General features: G+C 54.3%; 16 protein-coding genes and 1 pseudogene. 13 read left to right on the forward strand and 4 right to left on the reverse strand.

Annotated elements, in window-relative coordinates; translation table 11 throughout:
• The first annotated feature begins 383 nt into the window (after positions 1 to 383).
• The 10 genes from GMO_RS03760 to GMO_RS03805 all read left to right on the forward strand — a co-directional run bounded on the left by GMO_RS03760 (position 384) and on the right by GMO_RS03805 (position 12,297).
• Positions 384 to 998: a sorbitol dehydrogenase family protein gene (locus tag GMO_RS03760; RefSeq protein WP_139064348.1), complete on the forward strand. Its 615-nt coding sequence runs from the start codon at positions 384 to 386 to the stop codon at positions 996 to 998.
• Between the two features lie 20 nt (positions 999 to 1,018).
• Positions 1,019 to 2,656 carry a GMC family oxidoreductase gene (locus tag GMO_RS03765; RefSeq protein ID WP_008850952.1) on the forward strand — a complete coding sequence of 546 codons (1,638 nt, stop codon included), beginning with the start codon at positions 1,019 to 1,021 and terminating at the stop codon, positions 2,654 to 2,656.
• A complete protein-coding gene (locus tag GMO_RS03770; protein ID WP_008850953.1) occupies positions 2,649 to 4,010 on the forward strand; it encodes a c-type cytochrome in 1,362 nt (453 codons plus the stop codon). Before GMO_RS03765 ends, GMO_RS03770 begins: the two co-directional genes overlap by 8 nt.
• A gap of 203 nt (positions 4,011 to 4,213) precedes the next feature.
• Complete coding sequence (locus tag GMO_RS03775; protein ID WP_008850954.1) at positions 4,214 to 4,528, forward strand: antibiotic biosynthesis monooxygenase family protein; 315 nt, start codon at positions 4,214 to 4,216, stop codon at positions 4,526 to 4,528.
• A 182-nt stretch (positions 4,529 to 4,710) separates the two neighbouring features.
• The gene (locus tag GMO_RS03780; protein ID WP_050801402.1) at positions 4,711 to 5,493 is read left to right on the forward strand and encodes a DeoR/GlpR family DNA-binding transcription regulator; all 783 of its coding nucleotides are present in this window, start codon (positions 4,711 to 4,713) and stop codon (positions 5,491 to 5,493) included.
• Positions 5,494 to 5,613: 120 nt separating this feature from the next.
• Positions 5,614 to 7,194: a glycerol-3-phosphate dehydrogenase gene (gene glpD / locus GMO_RS03785; RefSeq protein WP_040507421.1), complete on the forward strand. Its 1,581-nt coding sequence runs from the start codon at positions 5,614 to 5,616 to the stop codon at positions 7,192 to 7,194.
• A gap of 34 nt (positions 7,195 to 7,228) precedes the next feature.
• Positions 7,229 to 8,125 (forward strand): MIP/aquaporin family protein, encoded by an 897-nt coding sequence (locus GMO_RS03790; protein ID WP_008850957.1) that lies wholly within the window; start codon positions 7,229 to 7,231, stop codon positions 8,123 to 8,125.
• A 27-nt stretch (positions 8,126 to 8,152) separates the two neighbouring features.
• Complete coding sequence (glpK, locus tag GMO_RS03795) at positions 8,153 to 9,706, forward strand: glycerol kinase GlpK (protein WP_008850958.1); 1,554 nt, start codon at positions 8,153 to 8,155, stop codon at positions 9,704 to 9,706.
• Positions 9,707 to 9,867: 161 nt separating this feature from the next.
• Positions 9,868 to 10,119, forward strand: coding sequence for a hypothetical protein (locus GMO_RS03800; RefSeq protein ID WP_008850959.1), 252 nt, complete (start codon positions 9,868 to 9,870; stop codon positions 10,117 to 10,119).
• Positions 10,120 to 10,905: 786 nt separating this feature from the next.
• Complete coding sequence (locus GMO_RS03805) at positions 10,906 to 12,297, forward strand: carbohydrate porin (RefSeq protein WP_083813588.1); 1,392 nt, start codon at positions 10,906 to 10,908, stop codon at positions 12,295 to 12,297.
• Between the two features lie 266 nt (positions 12,298 to 12,563).
• On the opposite strand, the gene GMO_RS03810 is transcribed toward GMO_RS03805, so the two are convergent.
• The 3 genes from GMO_RS03810 to GMO_RS03820 all read right to left on the reverse strand — a co-directional run bounded on the left by GMO_RS03810 (position 12,564) and on the right by GMO_RS03820 (position 14,582).
• Positions 12,564 to 13,181, reverse strand: coding sequence for a DUF1269 domain-containing protein (locus GMO_RS03810; RefSeq protein WP_008850962.1), 618 nt, complete (start codon positions 13,179 to 13,181; stop codon positions 12,564 to 12,566).
• Between the two features lie 100 nt (positions 13,182 to 13,281).
• Complete coding sequence (locus tag GMO_RS03815; RefSeq protein ID WP_050801380.1) at positions 13,282 to 13,740, reverse strand: EipA family protein; 459 nt, start codon at positions 13,738 to 13,740, stop codon at positions 13,282 to 13,284.
• Positions 13,741 to 14,141: 401 nt separating this feature from the next.
• Positions 14,142 to 14,582 (reverse strand): MarR family winged helix-turn-helix transcriptional regulator, encoded by a 441-nt coding sequence (locus GMO_RS03820; RefSeq protein ID WP_245528418.1) that lies wholly within the window; start codon positions 14,580 to 14,582, stop codon positions 14,142 to 14,144.
• A 259-nt stretch (positions 14,583 to 14,841) separates the two neighbouring features.
• On the opposite strand from GMO_RS03820, the gene GMO_RS03825 reads away from it, so the two are divergent.
• From GMO_RS03825 to GMO_RS03835, 3 genes and pseudogenes are all read left to right on the forward strand, one after another.
• Positions 14,842 to 15,039 carry a DUF1656 domain-containing protein gene (locus GMO_RS03825; RefSeq protein WP_008850966.1) on the forward strand — a complete coding sequence of 66 codons (198 nt, stop codon included), beginning with the start codon at positions 14,842 to 14,844 and terminating at the stop codon, positions 15,037 to 15,039.
• Between the two features lie 12 nt (positions 15,040 to 15,051).
• Positions 15,052 to 15,963: a biotin/lipoyl-binding protein gene (locus tag GMO_RS03830; protein WP_008850967.1), complete on the forward strand. Its 912-nt coding sequence runs from the start codon at positions 15,052 to 15,054 to the stop codon at positions 15,961 to 15,963.
• Between the two features lies 1 nt (position 15,964).
• Positions 15,965 to 17,483: pseudogene (locus GMO_RS03835) on the forward strand (efflux transporter outer membrane subunit).
• Between the two features lie 86 nt (positions 17,484 to 17,569).
• On the opposite strand, the gene GMO_RS13505 reads toward GMO_RS03835, so the two are convergent.
• Positions 17,570 to 18,427, reverse strand: a complete 858-nt coding sequence (locus tag GMO_RS13505; protein WP_008850969.1) for a PQQ-dependent sugar dehydrogenase — start codon at positions 18,425 to 18,427, stop codon at positions 17,570 to 17,572.
• Positions 18,428 to 18,550 lie beyond the last annotated feature (123 nt).

Raw genomic sequence — 18,550 nt, forward strand, 5'->3', positions numbered from 1 at the left:
CGTTAAACAAAATTGGACCGGGTATGGGACGGCCTTTTGTTTGTGTGACGCAAACATCATGTTACGTCTTCGGCTTTATTTCCGGATGTATCCGCGTTGTCTGTTACATTTACTGGTGGGGCTTTTGAAGATGCAATACAAACAAATAAGAAAATAACATTCCGGTATCGAAACGTATATTGAACGTTTGTAATAAAACAGCTATCAGTTTCGATGTCAACCGGGAAAGGAAAAGTTCTTTCCGATGTTCTGGATAGGTTCGGTGGGGCTGGTTGGGGTGCGGTTGCGTGATCGACAAAGCGCGGTAGTGTTAAAGCACTTAAACGTGAGCGGGAATAGTACTGCTTATGTCCAGAATAGTGGAATTGATAAAGTGATCCGTCATGGCGAACGATAAGTATTGCCCGCTTGTTAACCTTCACGGTTCGTCCCCCAATGCGATGAGGATGAACCGACTGGTGAGGATGTCACGCCGGGATGTCCTGCTGACCGGGATGGGCGCTGCCGCGACCTGTGGACTGGCGGGGGCTGCTCCCATGGTCCAGACTGCGACCGACCCGGATGTGGCGGTCTTCATGGAAGTTTCTCACTGCCTGACAGACCGACTACAGCTTGATCCACGGATCGGCGCGGCACTGTATGCGGGTATCGTGGCATCCGGCCCCGAGCGCAAGGCGCAGATCGGCAAGTTACATGACATCATGCAGGGCGGACACATCACGTCGTCAACGCAACTTGCGAAAGCGGCGGAACAGGCTGATCCCGCTCTGAAGGACGTTATCCACGACGTCATGACAGGGTGGTACCGGGGTGTCGCGAATGGCAAGGTCGTTGTCTATCGTTCCGCGCTGATGTTCGACATCACCAAGGACGCCATCTATCCCAAAACCTATGCCGCTGGTGGACCATTTTACTGGACGAGCGAGCCGCCCGATGTTGCCCGGCCTGAAGGGCAACCCGCTCTCTCGCCATCCAAATTCGTCGTGGAACCCACCTGAAAACCGGAACAGCCATATCCATGTCTTCTGACCAGAATCTTTCCGCCGATGTCGTTATCGTTGGCTCCGGTGTTGCGGGCAGTTCCATTGCGAACGAGCTGGTTCGTGCCGGAATATCCGTCATCGTGCTCGAAGCGGGACCGCGTGTGGACCGCCAGCATTTCGTGGAAAATTTCCGCAATCTTGAAAACAAGCCGTCCTATCAGGGGCCATTTCCGTCCACACCTTGGGCGCCTCATCCGCCCGATCAGGTCACACCCAACTCGTATCTGCACACGACAGGACCTGATGCGGAAGCCTATCAGCAGGTTTATCTACGGATGATGGGTGGCACGACGTGGCACTGGGCGGGATGTGCCTGGCGATATCTGCCATCCGATTTCGAATTGAAATCCCGTTACGGGCAGGGACGGGACTGGGCCCTGAAATACGATGATCTCGAGCCGTTCTATTATCAAGCCGAGGTAATGATGGGTGTGTGTGGCCCGGATGCGAAGGTCGAGGATCTTGGCTCCCCACGCCGGCAGGCTTACCCCATGGAAGCGCTGCCGATTTCCTATGCAGCGCAGCAGTTCCGCAAGCTCATCAGTGAACAGACCCCTTGGCGCGTCGTTCACGAGCCGCAGGCCCGCAATACACGCCCCTATGATGGCCGTCCGACCTGTGAAGGCCATAACAACTGCATGCCGATCTGCCCGATCGGGGCCATGTATAACGGCAGTTACTCCGTTTATCATGCCGAGGCTGCGGGTGCGAAATTCATCCCGAACGCCGTCGTGTACAGTATCGAACGTGACGCCGCCAACAAGAAGGTTACGGCAGTTAACTATTACGATCCTGACAAGGGTTCCCACCGCGTTACCGGCAAGTATTTCGTCATTGCCGCACACTGCATCGAGACAGCCAAGCTCCTGCTGCTTTCCGCTGATAAGAAGAGTCCCGATGGTGTAGCTAACAGCTCCGGTCATGTCGGCCGGAACATGATGGATCATACCGGCGTGCAGGTGACGTTCATCAGTGGAGACAAGGCGCTCTGGCCGGGGCGCGGGCCGCTGGAAACCAACGTGATCGACAATTTCCGTGACGGAGACTGGCGCGGAGAACGCGGTGCGTATCTGGTTCACATGGTCGATGATAACCAGGTGGATTTTGCAACCCAGCTGGCAATTTCCAAGGGATATGTTGGAAAGGATTTGGAAGAGCAGATCCGTTATCTGGCGTCCCATACCGTGCGCCTGTTCAGTCATAACGAAGCGCTCGCAGATCCGGATAACCGTCTGACCCTGAGTAAGACGAAAAAGGATGCTCTCGGCATTCCTCATCCGGAAGTCTATTACAAACTGCCGGAATATACGGTCCGCAGCTGTGAGCACACGCGGAGTGTGTTCAAGCAGCTTATCGGGTTGATGCACGGTACGGACGAACAGTGGACGCCGGGCTATTTCCCGCAGGACCATCCCTCAGGCAGCACCATCATGGGTGTGGACCCGAAGGACTCCGTAGTGGACGGGCATTGCCGTACGCATGACCACGAGAACCTTTTCATCGCCAGTTCTTCGGTCTTTTCGTCAGTCGGCACGGGAAACATCACGCTGACCGTCGCTGCCCTTGCGCTCCGTGTTGCAGATACGCTGAAAAAAGAAATCCTCCATGCCTGATATCAAACACGTTTTCTGGTCCATGCTGGTCGGTGGAGCGGTTCTGGGGAGCGTAGGTGCTCATTCTGCTCATGCTGCTGACAACCAGCAGGACGATCTTCTGTCCCGTGGGGCCTATCTCGCGACGGCTTCCGACTGTGTGGCGTGTCATACCCGTCCCGGTGGCAAGCCATTCGCGGGGGGGCTCAAGATCTCGACCCCGAAAGGGGATGTAATTGCCACCAACATCACACCGGATCCTGTTCACGGGATCGGACAGTATACCGAGGCGGATTTTGAAAAGGCGATCCGGCACGGTGTTCGCAAGGACGGAGCCTATTTGTATCCGGTCATGCCGTATGTCTCTTATGCGGGTATGACGGATCAGGACGTAAAAGCTCTTTATACCTGGTTCATGCATAGTGTGCGTTCTGTTGCGGAAAGTCCGCCTGAGACGCAGCTCGGATTTCCTGGAAATATCCGTATGAGCATGGCGGCCTGGAACCTTCTGGCCGGCAGTGAAAAACCGGAGACAGGGGATTCCATGTCTTATGACAAGTTGCGTCGTGGCCGTTATCTGGCGGTGGCACTGGAACATTGTGGAACGTGCCATACGCCGCGGAACTTCATGCTGGTGGAAAAGCAGGATCAGTATCTGGGAGGGGGAGCCCTGGATGGCTGGTATGCACCGAACATTACGCCCAGCAAGACCGGCGGCATCGGGGACTGGAGCGAGGATGATATCGTTACGTATCTGCGGACAGGACATGCCAAGGGGCGCAGTCAGGCGGCTGGTCCGATGGGCGAGGCGGTTGAGCACAGCACCAGTCATCTGACAGATGGGGATCTGCATGCTCTTGCAGCGTTTGTTCAGCAGGTAAAAGCACTGGATGATGACCGTGATCATCAGGCCCGGGACAGTTTTGGGCGGCCGGCAGATAATCCCGATCTGCGGTCCGGGGAGCTGACACGGATCGATAACCTAGCTGAAAAGAGCGGTGCAGAGATCTATGATGCAAATTGCGCAGCCTGTCATGGGCAGAATGGTTCGGGAACGGCCAATCAGTATGCACCATCTCTGTATCACAACTCAGTCGTCGGGTCCGAGCGGACTGACAACCTGATCATGACGATTGTTTACGGTGTGGATCGTACGACCCCGGGCGGGCATGCGAGCATGCCAAGCTTCGGAAGCAGCTCCGATGTGCAGCGCCTGAGCGATAATGAAATTGCTCGGCTGGTCAATTATGTCACGGCTACTTTCGGCAGCGGTGATCATCATGTGACGGCCGATCAGGTTACAGGGGCCCGCAAGAGCCATCTGGAAAAGATCGTCTCTCATGTAGAGAAAGCCGTCCATACCGGAAAAGAATAACCTTCGGTTTTTGTCCGCATCTTTTAGTCCTGACCCTGGATCTTTTTTCTCTAAAAAGATCCAGGGTTTTTTATGACTTTTCTGTATGAATACTCCGCAGGTTGTGAAGCGGAAAATCATGGGAACAGTGTGTCTTTTGGTGCGGAACAGGCAATATTCGGAAACGGGGCATTTTCTGAGCCCGAAAGCAGCAGGAGTTTCCGATGTATATTGCGATGAACCGCTTCAAGGTCCGTCCTGAAAACCAGAAGGAATTCTGCCAGCGCTGGCTGGAGCGGGAGTCCTTTCTGAAAGACCTTCCGGGTTTTGTGAGCTTTCAGTTTCTGAAAGGGCCGGCCATGGAGGATTACGTTCTTTATGCTTCCCATACTGTCTGGGCTTCTTATGAAGCCTTTATTGGCTGGACGCAGTCTGAACAGTTCCGCGCCGCGCATGCCGGAGCAGGGCAGCGGAAAAGCTTGACGGTCGGCCCGCCTGTTTTCGAGGGGTTTCAGGTTCTCCAGAATATTGAAGCCTGACGAATTTTCCGACCATGACACACGGTAGAAAAAAGGCGTCCGCAAGGGCGCCTTTTTTGTGTTTGATGATCACAAGCCAGACAGGCGTGCGAAAGAACGCCATGAAGATCTCTCTGGGAATAGAGTATGTGATAATGTTCCTTTAATCCTATATGATGTTCGTTTCTGTTCGGATGAAAAACATGCAGGATTTTTCTGTACAGATTACGCCCCGGCAGGAGCAGATCGTCCGTTTGGTCCGGCGACAGGGATATATCTCCAATGAGGAACTGGCGCAGCATTTCGGGGTGGTCGTTCAGACAATCCGGCGGGATGTAGGTTATTTGTCGGACAATACCCTGCTTTGTCGCTGTCATGGCGGTGCGATGCCGATTTCCACGGTTGAGAATATTGCCTATCATGACCGGCAGGTTCTCAATCCCGGTAGCAAGGACGCCATCGGGCGATATGGCGCCCGGTTGATTCCGGATCGTTCCTCCCTTTTCATCAATATCGGAACTACCACGGAGGCTTTTGCCCGAAATCTGACGGGGCACAGGGATCTGCGGATTGTGACCAATAATCTTCAGGTGGCGTCTCTCGTGGCGCGACGGCTGGACTTCCGGACTGTGATTGTAGGCGGGGAACTGCGGCCGCAGGATGGAGGTATTCTGGGGGCTTCCGCGACCGAAGCGCTGGCGGGATTTCGTATGGAATACGGTGTGATCGGAATCAGTGGAATTGATGAGGATGGCACGCTTCTGGATTTTGACCTTGCGGAAATCCAGTGTGCCCGGACCATCATCAGGAATTCCCGTCGCGTTCTGCTACTTGCGGATCATACGAAATTTGCCCGCCGGCCTACGGGAAAGGTGGGAGATCTATCGGAAATTGATGATCTCATTACAGACAGACCGTTACCTGAGGCGTTTCAGGAGCGGCTGGAAATCGCGGGTGTTACATTGCACATTGCAGAAACAACATAATATAATAACATAAATCACAAAAGCACGTGATAAAATGAAGAAATCCCTTTCTTTATCGATAAAGATGTTCCAAAACGAACATCCAATGCTCGATTTGGAGCGTGATGACAGGAGATCGGGATGTCATCGATTCGAGAAATTTCTCCCTCTGTGGAAGAGCCCAAAGCCTATGACCTTCTGGTTGTAGGTGGGGGTATCAATGGCTGTGGTATTGCCCGGGACGCGGCAGGGCGCGGTGCGCGTGTGCTGCTTGTCGAGCAGGACGATCTGGCCAGCCATACCTCGTCTGCCAGCACAAAGCTGATCCATGGCGGACTTCGTTATCTTGAGTATTACGAATTCCGGCTTGTCCGTGAGGCTCTGATTGAACGCGAGCGTCTTCTGAAGATTGCACCGCATATCATCTGGCCTCTGCGTTTCGTGCTGCCGCATTCGAAGATGCTGCGCCCGGCCTGGCTGCTGCGGACAGGCCTGTTCCTGTATGACCATCTCTGTCCGAATATGACATTACCCAAGACCCGCTCGGTTGATCTGCGGACAGACCCGACGGGTGTGCCGCTGAAATCCGATTACGTGCGCGGTTTCGAATATTCCGATGGATGGGTACAGGACAGTCGGCTCGTTGCGCTGAATGCCATGGATGCGGCGCGTGTCGGTGCAGATATCCGGACGCATACGCAGCTTCTGACGGCAGATCGGGATATGGAGGAATGGACGGTCACATTGCGCAATCGCGATACGGGCGAGGACTATCAGGTTCGGAGCCGGGCGATCGTCAATGCTGCAGGTCCCTGGGTGGCGGAGCTTCTGCACGATCGCTTGCATGTTGCCAGCCGCAATCAGGTCCGTCTTGTGAAGGGAAGCCACATCGTGGTTCCCCGTCAGTTTGAGGGAAAACAGGCTTATATCCTCCAGAACCCTGACAAGCGTATCGTGTTTGCCATCCCGTATGAACACGACTTCACCCTGATTGGCACAACCGATGTGGCGTGGAACCAGGATCCGGGAACGGTTCATATTTCTCCAGAGGAAGTGACGTATCTGTGTGAAAGCGTGAACCGCTATTTTACGTCGCAGATCCGACCGGCAGATGTTGTCTGGAGTTATGCGGGTGTGCGTCCCCTCTATGACGATAATTCCGGAAATGCTTCTGCTGTCACGCGTGATTACGTTCTGGATGTGGACAATTCAGGCGCGCCTATCCTGTCCGTTTTCGGGGGCAAGATTACGACGTTCCGCAAACTGGCTGAACACGCGATCGAGAAGCTGGCGCCTTATGTCCATGTTCTGGCCAAGCCAGGATGGACGGCGGATACGCCATTACCGGGCGGAGATTTTGCGCCGCAGGATTTCGATCGGCAGCTTGCCCGTCTGAAGGCTTACGCGCCTCATCTTTCTACGGAAACGGCATGGCGTCTGATGCGCAATTACGGTTTGTGCGCTTATGACATTGCAACGCCAGATGTCCGTGAGATGGGACGCCTGTTCGGGAAGACCCTGTCATCCCGCGAGGTTGATTACCTGATGGATCATGAATGGGCCCGCTCGGCAGATGACATTCTCTGGCGGCGGTCGAAGCTGGGTCTTTTCCTCAGCGATGCGGAAAAGGCGGATCTTCAGTCTTATGTCGAGGGGCGTCTGAGGACAGGTGTCTCTCCGTTATCCGAAACATCGCAGGCCTGGCGGCAGAACGTCGCCTGACTTTCCCCGCAACTCTCATGGCGGATACCCGGTCATGTCAGAGAATAAACGCTACATTGGTGAACTCCTTGCCGAGTTCTTTGCGGTCGCCATCATCATTCTCTTCGGAGACGGTGTTGCGGCCATGTATTCCCTCTATGATCCCAGCCCTTACAAGACGGCTTACTGGGGCGTCTGTATTGTCTGGGGGCTTGGTGTGACCATTGCAATTTACGCAACCGGCGCCATAAGTGGAACGCACGCCAATCCGGCTGTTACCCTGTCCCTTGCCCTGTTCCGCGGTTTTTCTTGGAAGAAGGTTGCACCTTATATCGGAGCACAGGTTCTGGGTGGACTGGCTGGTGCGGCTCTCGTGTATTCACTGTATGTACCAGTGATCGATCATTACAATCTTGCTCATGGGCTGAGCCGGGCAGTGGATGGTGGATCTTCGGGCGTCTTCTTTACGCATCCCGGTGATTTTGTAACCGTTTCCCATGCCTTCTGGGACGAACTTGTCCTGACGGCAGTTCTGGTGTTCGGAATTTTTGCCATTACCTGCCAGTACAACACGCAAGCACCGCAGGCGAATTCCAGCGCTTTGATTATTGGTCTTCTGGTGGCCACTATTGGCGCTTCGTGTGGGTATCTGGATGCATGGGCGATCAATCCTGCCCGTGATTTCGGGCCCCGGCTCTTCTGCTTTTTCGCAGGATGGGGACAGGCGGCCATTCCTGCGCCAGCGAACTACTGGTGGGTTCCGATCGTTGCGCCGATGGTTGGTGGTCCGATTGGTGCCGGTCTCTACCAGTATGGCCTGCGCCCTTACATGCCGCGGTTTGCGGAGCAGACAATCAAGGTAGATTCGGAAGGCGTCAATCCTGCGGAACCCGTCCTTGTTGTGTCTAACCCGTCTGAGCCGCTGGTTCCTGTCATCAACAAGGTTTCCTGACCTCGCCTGTCTCTTGGAGTATGTATCATGATCAAGAAAGACTGCATTCTCGCCATCGACCAAGGCACGACTTCAACACGCAGCATTATCTTTAACGATAAAGTGGAAACGCTTGCGCTTTCGCGTCGGGAATTCCCGCAGCATTATCCGGCTCCCGGCTGGGTCGAGCATGACGTTGAGGACATCTGGCGTGATGTCCTGTCCACGGCGCGCGAAGTGGTTGATGATGTCGGTGGTGTGAGCCGTATTGCAGCAATCGGCATTACCAACCAGCGCGAAACCGTTGTGATCTGGGACCGGAAGACGGGACAGGCGATTCACAAGGCTCTGGTCTGGCAGGACCGCCGTACGGCGCAGGAATGCAGCCGGCTGTTCCAGGCGGGCATGGAGCCCATGGTTCGGGAAAAGACCGGCCTGCTGCTGGATCCGTATTTTTCGGCCACCAAAATCGCATGGCTACTTGATAATGTGCCGGATGCGCGGCAGCGGGCGGAAGCCGGGGAACTGGCTATCGGCACCATCGACAGTTTTCTGCTCTGGAGGCTGACCGGAGGTAAGCGCCATGCGACGGACATTACGAATGCCTGTCGGACATCCCTGTTCAACATCCACACACAGGAATGGGATGAGGACCTGCTGAGATTGTTTAATGTTCCCAAGCCGCTTCTGCCGGAGGTCTTGGGCAACAGCTGTCTCTTCGGTGAAACGGATGCCAAGCTGTTTGGTGAGCCGATCGTGATCGGAGGCATGGCGGGCGATCAGCAGGCGGCCCTCGTGGGGCAGGCCTGTTTTCAGGAAGGGATGGCGAAGGCAACTTACGGGACGGGCTGCTTTATGCTGCTCAATACCGGGGAGAAGCCGATCATGTCCCATAACCGTCTGTTGACGACCATTGGTTACCGGATCGGCAATCGCACGGTTTATGCCCTTGAAGGGTCCATTTTCGTGGCAGGAGCCGGGATCAAGTGGCTACGTGACGGGTTGCATCTGATTACACATGCCTCACAGACGGATGATATGGCGACCCGCGTTCCTGACAGCCACGGTGTTTACATCGTGCCAGCTTTCGTGGGGCTTGGCGCTCCTCACTGGGACGCCGAGGCACGTGGACTGATCTGTGGTCTGACGCTGGGATCGACGCAGGCGCATATTGCACGTGCCATGTTGGAATCTGTTGCATATCAGACCTACGATCTGATCCATGCTATGCGTCAGGACGGCGCCATGCGGGCGAAAATGCTCCGGATCGATGGAGGAATGGCAGTTAATGACTGGTTTGCACAGTTTCTGGCTAGCATGCTGAAAGTGGATGTTGAACGTCCCAGCAACATCGAAACGACAGCGATCGGCGCCGCTTTTCTGGCGGGTTTGCAGGCGGGAATATGGAAAAGCCTTGATGAGGTGGCCGCAACATGGAAGCAGGAGCGCGTGTTCCAGCCTGGCATGGAGCCTGCACAGCGTCGGATCATGATTGACGGATGGCATGATGCCGTGCACCGGACACTGACCCCGGGTTCGGCAGCGCTTTCCCGGGCAGGGCAGGAGACAACGCCTCAGGTTTCGTCCGTTCGCGCTGCCTGATCAGTCAGGAACAATAACAGGAAAGCCGGCTTCTCCTTCAGGGGAGGGGCCGGTTTTTTCGTGAGACAAGGGTTTGATCCGTGAAGCAATGGGGCTAGATTACAGAATGTGAGCCGCTTTTAACTCAGACCCATTGCTCCGGAAAGAACGGGAACGTAGCCATGAAAATCACGTCCGGCACCATTCTCGAACAGGTGCGCCAGATCAATGATGGGCGTGGATTCTGGGGGAACATGGGTGGGTTTTTCTGCGTGATCTGCATTCTAGGGCTGGCGAATATGTTGAACCGCTCCGTGTTTCATGTGGATGTCGGCTGGCTGCTGGACGAGTTGCTTGTTCTGGTGGCGCTATATTTTTTCGTTCCCTATCTTATCCTGCGTTTTCTGGATTCAGACTCTCTGGGTCGTTCCTGAAAGTAGAAAGAGAGCGGGATGACCCTTTCCTTCAGAGAAAGGGTCTGTTGGCGGGTCCTAGGCCCGACAAAGGGGATAAAAATCCCGAAATGACTTCAAAATAAAAATTCGCAGGAAAGAAAATACTTTCCGTATGGGAAACCCATACAGCATTCCCGGGGCGGAATATGACGGCTGCTGCCAAGTATGTCAGTCCTGAATTGGCGTGTCGAGCGAACTGACATCACTACAAAAACAACGAAAAGTAAAAGTATTTAATGACTATACTCTTACTTGCCCTCCAATGAATCTCGAACATATGGTTAAGCTCTAAATCAGAGTTTTGAATAATTTGGAATAAATCATGGCTATATAATTTTATTATTTAAATAATAACACATTTTTATATTGTAAAAATTATTATATGCTTATTTCTACTGTGTATATTAGTTTTATTTCTTGTCTTGTGGTCTAGCAATTTGAGTAATTGCATATCAGGTAAATTCTCTCAGGAGCGTGCAGGTAATGTTCGAAAAAGATTTTTCGGGATGCGAATGCGCACGTCCAATGGGCACATTGATTCGATGGGGCATAAAAAAGCAGTCAGGATTATGCCTTTGGTGTTCACGACATTCCCGGAAGCCTGTCCTGTCTTGGAAGTGGGGATATGGAACCGTGCTTCTTATGGGACTGTCCATCTTACCGTTGCAGACTCATGCGCAGGATATGGTTCAACATTCGGGCCGGGCTTCGCCAGTGGTATCTTCGTCATCAGGAGTGCCTTCAGGATCAGAAAAAGTTCTGCCGATGGGACAGAAAAACAGCTTGCCCCAACCTGCGAAGAAACCTCCGGCTGCCGGGGATTATCTGGCGTCTGTATTCGACACGGAAAGCATTTCCTTCCTGCTGAACAAAAATGACGATGCTCTGCGCAAAAGTGACCTGGTAGCGGGATACTATGTTCCGCAGGAAGCTTTTGGGCATCTTGTTCCGCAACTTTCTCCCGTCCGGAACTGGCTTCAGAAATACGGCTACAGCTTTGAGTTTTCGTATAAGGGAGAAGCGATGGCCGACGTGGGCGGAGGGGAAAGCCACGGGATGTCCTATGCTCATGAACTGACATGGAACAACCGGCTGGATCTGGGTAAGCTGCTGGGGTTTGATGGATGGATTTTGCACGCTGTCATGATGGAACGCGCCGGACGGCAGGTGTCATACGACCATGTCGGGGATCATCATATCCTGCTCAGTGAAGTGTATAGTCTCTCTGGCCATATGGCAGCGCATCTTGCTGATATCTACTTGGAAAAATCGTTCTTACATAACAGGATCAATATCAATATTGGTCGCATTACGCTGACCCATACTTATGGCACTTCAGTCCTATTGTGCACTTTCATGGTCCAGTGCTCCGCACCTGTCGCCATGAAAGGAATGCAGGGATGGAGTGTATATCCAAAGGCGACCTGGGGAGGGACGGTCCGTTTCAAACCTGCTCGTGATCTCGTGCTCCGGACCGGGGCTTACCGTGTAACGGCTCTGACGGACAATCCTTCTGGTTGGTCATGGGGAAGTGAAAAGTCGACTGGCGTCATGTTGCCTATCGAACTGACATGGGAGCCGTTTTTCGGGCCAAAGCGGCTTCCGGGTCATTACAAACTAGGCTTTGGACATGACACGTCGCCCTATGCCGATCTTATAGGAACCATTCCTACAGCATACCGGAATATCGTTACGGCCGGTTCAAAGCGGGCACGAGATACTTTCTATATTGAAGCAGATCAGATGGTGTACCGGAAAGGGGGACGGCATCAGATGGCAGGTGGATATATTCTGGCCGGATATATTCATAACACACCGAGCGTTTCGGCATTTTCAGATGAAGTTTATGTGGGTGCGTCTCTGCTGGGTATTATCCCGCGTCGTCCCTTTGACCGGTTTGGCGTCATGTATTCCTATTACCAGATGAGTCCGGCCCTGACATATGGTCAGCGGCTCCGGCAGATGGCGGGAATGTCAATGGGGGCATTCGTCAATGGTCCACAAACCCATTCTGCAATTCTTGAGGCCTATTACGGTATTCCCGTTCGGCCAGGGGTCGTGGTCCAGTCTGAATTTGAATACATGATGAGACCGGGCGAAACTTCCGTCATTCCCAACGCAACTCTCATCGGACTTAAGGTTTTGGGGAACCTATAAAATCTGAAAATATTTTTCTCAAAAGTGCAGGGATTTTTCTTGGATTGTTCAGGATCCGGAGAAGATTTTTTCAGGCGTATAGAAATTGATGCGTTGCATATTTTGGTAAATAGAAATGGTTAGTATCAGCATTATGAAATGACTGAAGTTCTTGAGAAGATTGTTTCCTTTTCATGGGCCTACGAAAAGATATTCACCTATGGCCAAGGTACTTATCAGGAGTATTTTCCTGTCCTGCTGTTCTGGACAGGAAAATACGGGCAGAATTAGAATTTATTCTTCAGATTCTGAAGGTGTGCAGTAAATTGCTGATGCCACTGAGCCAGTTTCTCGTGCCATTCAGCCTTGTGCTGTGAAGACAATACCTTACGCGCCTGCAGAGCTGCGGCGATCTGGGCTTTTTCGTGGCCGACTACTTCCTGTTCTACAGCTTCAACAGGTCGGCGCAGTACGGCGGCACCCAGAGAGGCAGCGAGATCGTCAACAACTTCCGGAACGTATTCCTGAGCCGTTGCGACAACGGCTGTCATCCCGTCAGGAATTGATGCAGAGATCTGTTCGATCAGACTGGTCTGAACTTCGCCGCTCTCTACAGAAAGGCCGGAACCAATAAGTGCACCGGTAGTAGCGCCGAGCAGAAAACCGAGCGGACCAAGCAGAAGACCGACCAGCGAGCCGAGAAGTGTCCCTGTCAGGACCTGATCTCCGGCAGAACCATTGACCCAGCTGTCCTGGATGGCAAGTTTCCCAGCAGTGTCACGCTGAAGGACAGCGGCATTGATCAGAACAAGTTTCTGGTCTGCCGCACGCTGTTTGAGTTCCGAAAATGCTTGAAATGCCTTGCTTTCCTCATGGAAAGAAAGAACCAGAATATTAGTATTCATTGAAAGACCTCATGCTGAAAGCCCTGAAGAGAAGGCGATAGGATCACACTCTCTTCAGGGCTGCAAACTTTTGTAAAACTTTTCCGCTCGAAAATCCGTTTCAGTTTTTGAGGGTAAAAGTCAGCCCCTGTGCGCCAGCGGCCAGACGTGCGCCCGACGAAGTAGTGTCAATACGGACCCGCACGCCATTGCTGTTCTGGAGGACTGCGCCACCTAGTCCTTTGTCCAGAGTTGCTTCTCCGGCCAGGGAGCCATAACTGCCGTCAAAGTCATGAAGGTGCTTCAGATTGTATACCGTTCCTTCTGCTTTGACCGTGGAATATCCGACAGCTGCAAGATTGCCGCCGCTTATCTTGAAGCGATAGGTCTGGTGGTCATAGACCAGCTTTCCTTCGCCCCAGGTAAGCCCGACACCGATATCCGCAGAGTGTGATTCCAGTATGATATGACCAGAAGGCGTTCCCAGCGTATCAGCCGCAGAAGCTGTTCCTGTTGCCGCCAGACCCAGACCTGCCATGACAGCAAGTGTAATCCCGAAACGCGAAGTAGTGAGAGACATGACTGAAACCTTTCACATGCATAACCGATGCTTTCCTCCGTTAAACACGCGACGCATCGGAACGTTCATTTAGATATGAACGGTTTGTGTCTGTATCCAGTCCCTAGTTTCTCTACGAATAAAAAAGGCGGAAAATCCTGTCAAAAACGATGACGGCAACCCTGCTGCAAAGGGAAAATATGTTTGCCATACACAGTCAGGGTTTTTGCCGGAAGTTGACCAAGGAGCGTCACGATTCTGCGCAGACGGATAAGCGACTGTCTCAGGGAAGGGCAGCGACAGCTGCGGTCAATCACAATTGCTGTTAGGGCGCCTGAAAGAAATTCCGGCAAAGTTCTCTGCTGCATGAAAGGGCGATGAAGCTAAGGAACGATCAATGGGAGGCTCCGTGATCGCTGCTTTCAGGAAGGGTCAGAAGGCAGGACGCAATGCGGGGAAAGACGCGCTTCCATTGTGGCCAGAACACTTGCAACTTCAGTTTTCTGGCCGGTTTTGATGAAGGATGTCAGTTCTGCTTCCACCTGAGCAGCAATATGGTGGAATTGCTGACATTTTTTCCGTCCGGCTGTTGTCAGGACAATGAATTTCGATCGACGGTCCTGTGGATCGGACTGACGGAAGAGGAGACCGTCAGCTTCAAGAGAATCCAGAATACGGACGAGAGCTGAACTGTCGAGGCCCATGCAGGCTGCCAGATCCTTCTGATTCATAGGGGCTGTGCGAAGCATCAGATAGGCCATGGGGCGCATCGCCGCCAGCGTCATCCCTTCGGGGCGCAGGGCACGATCTAATTGTGCGCGCCAGAGAATCGCCAGACGCATGACGTGGAATGTCAGATTCATATCCTGAAAATGGTTGTGAAAATCTGAAGGGTTCTGCTCGCGGCCCATAATGGATCATATCTCATTAATTGACATATAATCTGTTTATATGGCATCGGTCTGTAAGGGAACCAGTCTGTTGCCATTGACGCTGGTTTCAGGAATCTTTGAATGGCGTTCTGGTGATTCTTCGTATCGCAAGAGTCGCTGTGGTCTAGCCGAGGAGCCCCGTGGGAAGAGATCTGACCGGCGAGTTTGTTGATCTGCAGGTATCTGAGTGATGCTTGCGGAGGTTGATCTTTTTGGGGTTTTTGTTGCTCCCCCTTTTCGATTTTATGCGGTTGCGGCGGTTGTTGTGACGCTGGTCCTGCGGAGTGTCCTGTGGCGAACGGGTGCTCTGGGCTGGTTCTGGCATGTCGCCCTGTTTGAAATAGCGCTGTATGTCTGTGTTCTCTGTCTGCTCATCCTTTACGTGTAGGAGGGGTCGGCGATGAACTGGACCCGTAGTGTCATCCGTGTTCTGCTGACCCTGATCGTTCTGGCGCTGGCCATCGGGCTGGGGCGGACGATGTGGGACATCTATGTCCTTGCCCCCTGGACCCGTGACGGACGCGTGCGCGTCTATGTTGTGGATGCGGCGCCTGAAGTCTCGGGCACGGTGGTGTCGGTTCCGGTGGTGGACAACCAGTTCGTTCACAAGGGAGATCCGCTCTTCGTGCTCGATCCCGTCCGCTTCCGCCTGGACATCGACGCCGCCCGGGCCCGCCTGGCCGGGGCAGAGGAAGACCTGAAACTCCGCATGTCCGATGCTAAGCGCCGCATGGGGCTGGGCGGCATCGTCTCCGCGGAAGAACAGGAAGACTTCAACTCCAACGCCGAGACGCAGCGCGCCAAGGTGAACGCCGCCAAGGCGGACCTCAACACGGCGCTGCTCAATCTCCAGCGCTCGACGGTCTATTCCCCGGTGGATGGATACATCACCAACCTGAACCTGCGGGTGGGTGACTACGCCCATGCCGGTCAGTCGGGTCTGGCGGTCATCGACGCGCACAGCTTCTGGATCAACGGCTATTTCGAGGAAACCAAGATGCATGGCGTGCGCGTGGGCGACATGGCGCGCGTCAAGCTGATGGGTTACAAGACGATCCTGCAGGCCCACGTGGTCAGCATCGGCCGCGGCATCAACGACCAGAACGGCGTGTCCGACCGCCTCGGCCTGCCAGATGTCAACCCGATCTTCACCTGGGTGCGTCTGGCACAGCGTATTCCGGTGCGTCTGGAATTTGACAACGTTCCGCCGGAGATCACGCTGGCGGCCGGCATGACGGCCACGGTGACCATCGGCAAGGAAGCGCCCGGAGCCCAGGGCAAGCTGACCACCTGGCTGCAGAACCATCTCTGACATGGCACGCTCCGTCTTCGCCCGCACTGTCGCCCTGGCCCTTGGAACCTGCCTGTCCCTGACGGCCTGTACGGTGGGGCCGAACTTCAAGCCGGATAAGATCAAGATCCCCGACGCCTTCGTCGAGCAGCCGAAAGTGGCGACGGCGGATGAGATCAGACAGACCGAAGCGGACATGAAGGACTGGTGGAGCCAGTTCCATGACCCCATGCTCAACGAACTGGTGGAGCAGGCGATCAAGGGCAATTACGACCTGCAGATTGCCTCGCAGCACATCATTTCCGAACGTGCGGTGCGCCGTCAGGCGCAGTCGGCCTGGTACCCGCAGCTCGATGCGGCGGCCGGGGGCGGGGATGACCGCTATTCCGTGAATGTGGACAACTGGCCACTGCGTCCGGGAAACCCGGCCAACCGTCCGGAAGCTTCCGTGTTGACCTATGGCGCGCGGGCGAGCTGGGAAATCGATCTGTTCGGGCATATCGCGCGGCAGGTGGAAGAGCGCAAGCGGATCGTCGAACAGTCGATCGAGAACCGCCGTGCCGTGCTGCTGGCACTGCTGTCGGAACTGGCCTCCGATTACGTGACGCTGCGCGGTGTGCAGGAGCGTCTGACGGTGACCGAGCGGGCCATCGACGTGGCGCAGAAATCGCGCGAACTGACGGAACGGCTGTACACGCACGGTCTGGGCAACACGCTGGCCGTGGCCCAGGCGCAGACCGAAGAGCATCTCGAACGCTCCCGGCTGGCGCCCCTGCATGAGCAGGAAGAGCGTCTGATGCATGCGATTTCCGTGCTGCTGGGCGAGATGCCGGGCCAGCTGGAAGAGGATCTGGAGAAGCGCCGTCCGCTGCCGGATCTGCCGCGTTTCCCGGCCAGCCTGCCCTCGACGGTGCTGATCAACCGCCCCGACATCCGCGGAGCGGAGGCGGAATACGCCGCCGACACGGCGCGAGTGGGGATTGCGGTGGCGAACCTGTATCCGAAGTTCTCCATTCCGCTGAACTTCAATCCGAACGCCTCGGCGGCCTATCAGGCGTTCCAGCTTGGCGGCATGAGCTGGAGCTTCATGATGATGGCGACGCTGCCGGTCATTCATGGCGGACGTTATACGGCGGCGATTGCGCAGGCACGGGCGGAAGCGGAAGCCAGCCGTCTGACCTATCGCAAGACGGTGCTCAAGGCCTTCGCGGAGGTCGAGGACGCGATGGGCGACTGGCGGCATAATGCCGAACTGGTCGAGCAGCTGAACGCGGCGGCGGTGGATGCCGGTCTGGCCCGTGACCGGGCGCAGAAACTCTTCACGGCGGGTCTGACCGGGTACCTGAACGTGCTGACCACGCAGCAGACCGCCCTGTCGGCGCAGGATCAGGCGGTGGTCGGGCGCCTGGCCCGCGTGCGCAATGCCATCGAACTCTATGTCTCCCTCGGCGCCGGATGGCAGGGCCGGCAGCTCGAAGACACCAGACTGCCCGTCGAAAGTCAAAAAACAGAACGCACTCGCACGGGCCTTTACAAGATAAAACAACTCACAGTTCAGGGACGGGTTTTGTCGTAAGTCAGGCGATAAAGCGAACCCGTCAGATCATCGCTAATCAACAGACTTCCGTCAGGTAATGGTTGAAGATCGGCTGGTCGACCCGCGAACGTGGTTCTTTCTGCGGAATCCTCCGACCAGGAGAGTTGGCTTTTCGGGATGATTCATTCCACTGAAATGAACAGATACAACTTGGTATCCTGACGGTACGGATCTGTTCCAGGATCCATGTTCTGCAATCAGAAGATTCCCCTGATAATCCGCAGGGAACATTTTCCCATTATAGAACCTCAGACCTAACGCCGCCACATGGGCACCAAGAAGAAGGGCAGGCGGTGTAAAATCGTGACAGGAATGCTGCTTCCCGAAAACGGGATCAGGGATATTTCCTTGATGACAATAAGGGTATCCATATGACGCGCCGATATGGGATAATTGGTTAAGCTCGTCTGAAGGAACATCATCTCCCATCATGTCGCGACCGTTATCCGTAAACCAGAGTTTATTGCTCTGCGGCTGCCACGTTAGCCCTACACTGTTGCGAATCCCATATGCGACATCCCGAATATCAGACCCGTCTAGATTCATGCTGATTATTTTAGCGAAATCATGTCCAACGTCACAGATATTGCAAGGGGCCCCAATAGGAACATACAGGCGGTTATCCGGACCGAAAGCAATGAATTTCCAGAAATGATCACCGTCTTTGTACGGAAGGCGATCTGTTATGACCTCAGGGATGGCCGGACTGTCGAGATGATTTTCAATATCCCGCAAGACAAGAATGCGGTCTGTATCCGAAATATACAAATCGCCATTGTGAAAAGCTACGCCAGCAGGCGTATTCAGCCCTTTTGCTAAGGTAAAGACCCGCAATGGGTGGCTGTTTTGATCTATATGAGGAATTGCATAGACGTTTCCTTGTGCCATGGACCCGACAAAGACGGTTCCATGGGCTCCTAAAGCAATTTCTCGCGCTCCGGGAATGGCATTAGTAAGAGTTTCAATATGAAAATGGGGTGGGACGACCAGGGACGAACTTTGGTCGGTCTG

Source organism: Gluconobacter morbifer G707 (assembly GCF_000234355.1).
Taxonomy (GTDB): Bacteria; Pseudomonadota; Alphaproteobacteria; order Acetobacterales; family Acetobacteraceae; genus Gluconobacter; species Gluconobacter morbifer.

Coding starts and splice junctions, on each gene's coding strand:
- GMO_RS03780 (WP_050801402.1), top strand. CDS start 4,711: ATGCAGGATTTTTCTGTACAGATTACGCCCCGGCAGGAGCAGATCGTC.
- GMO_RS03760 (WP_139064348.1), top strand. CDS start 384: ATGGCGAACGATAAGTATTGCCCGCTTGTTAACCTTCACGGTTCGTCC.
- GMO_RS03765 (WP_008850952.1), top strand. CDS start 1,019: ATGTCTTCTGACCAGAATCTTTCCGCCGATGTCGTTATCGTTGGCTCC.
- GMO_RS03790 (WP_008850957.1), top strand. CDS start 7,229: ATGTCAGAGAATAAACGCTACATTGGTGAACTCCTTGCCGAGTTCTTT.
- GMO_RS03800 (WP_008850959.1), top strand. CDS start 9,868: ATGAAAATCACGTCCGGCACCATTCTCGAACAGGTGCGCCAGATCAAT.
- glpD (WP_040507421.1), top strand. CDS start 5,614: ATGTCATCGATTCGAGAAATTTCTCCCTCTGTGGAAGAGCCCAAAGCC.
- glpK (WP_008850958.1), top strand. CDS start 8,153: ATGATCAAGAAAGACTGCATTCTCGCCATCGACCAAGGCACGACTTCA.
- GMO_RS03775 (WP_008850954.1), top strand. CDS start 4,214: ATGTATATTGCGATGAACCGCTTCAAGGTCCGTCCTGAAAACCAGAAG.
- GMO_RS03815 (WP_050801380.1), bottom strand. CDS start 13,740: ATGTCTCTCACTACTTCGCGTTTCGGGATTACACTTGCTGTCATGGCA.
- GMO_RS03830 (WP_008850967.1), top strand. CDS start 15,052: ATGAACTGGACCCGTAGTGTCATCCGTGTTCTGCTGACCCTGATCGTT.
- GMO_RS03820 (WP_245528418.1), bottom strand. CDS start 14,582: ATGAATCTGACATTCCACGTCATGCGTCTGGCGATTCTCTGGCGCGCA.
- GMO_RS03770 (WP_008850953.1), top strand. CDS start 2,649: ATGCCTGATATCAAACACGTTTTCTGGTCCATGCTGGTCGGTGGAGCG.
- GMO_RS03805 (WP_083813588.1), top strand. CDS start 10,906: ATGGGACAGAAAAACAGCTTGCCCCAACCTGCGAAGAAACCTCCGGCT.
- GMO_RS03810 (WP_008850962.1), bottom strand. CDS start 13,181: ATGAATACTAATATTCTGGTTCTTTCTTTCCATGAGGAAAGCAAGGCA.
- GMO_RS03825 (WP_008850966.1), top strand. CDS start 14,842: ATGCTTGCGGAGGTTGATCTTTTTGGGGTTTTTGTTGCTCCCCCTTTT.
- GMO_RS13505 (WP_008850969.1), bottom strand. CDS start 18,427: ATGGCACAAGGAAACGTCTATGCAATTCCTCATATAGATCAAAACAGC.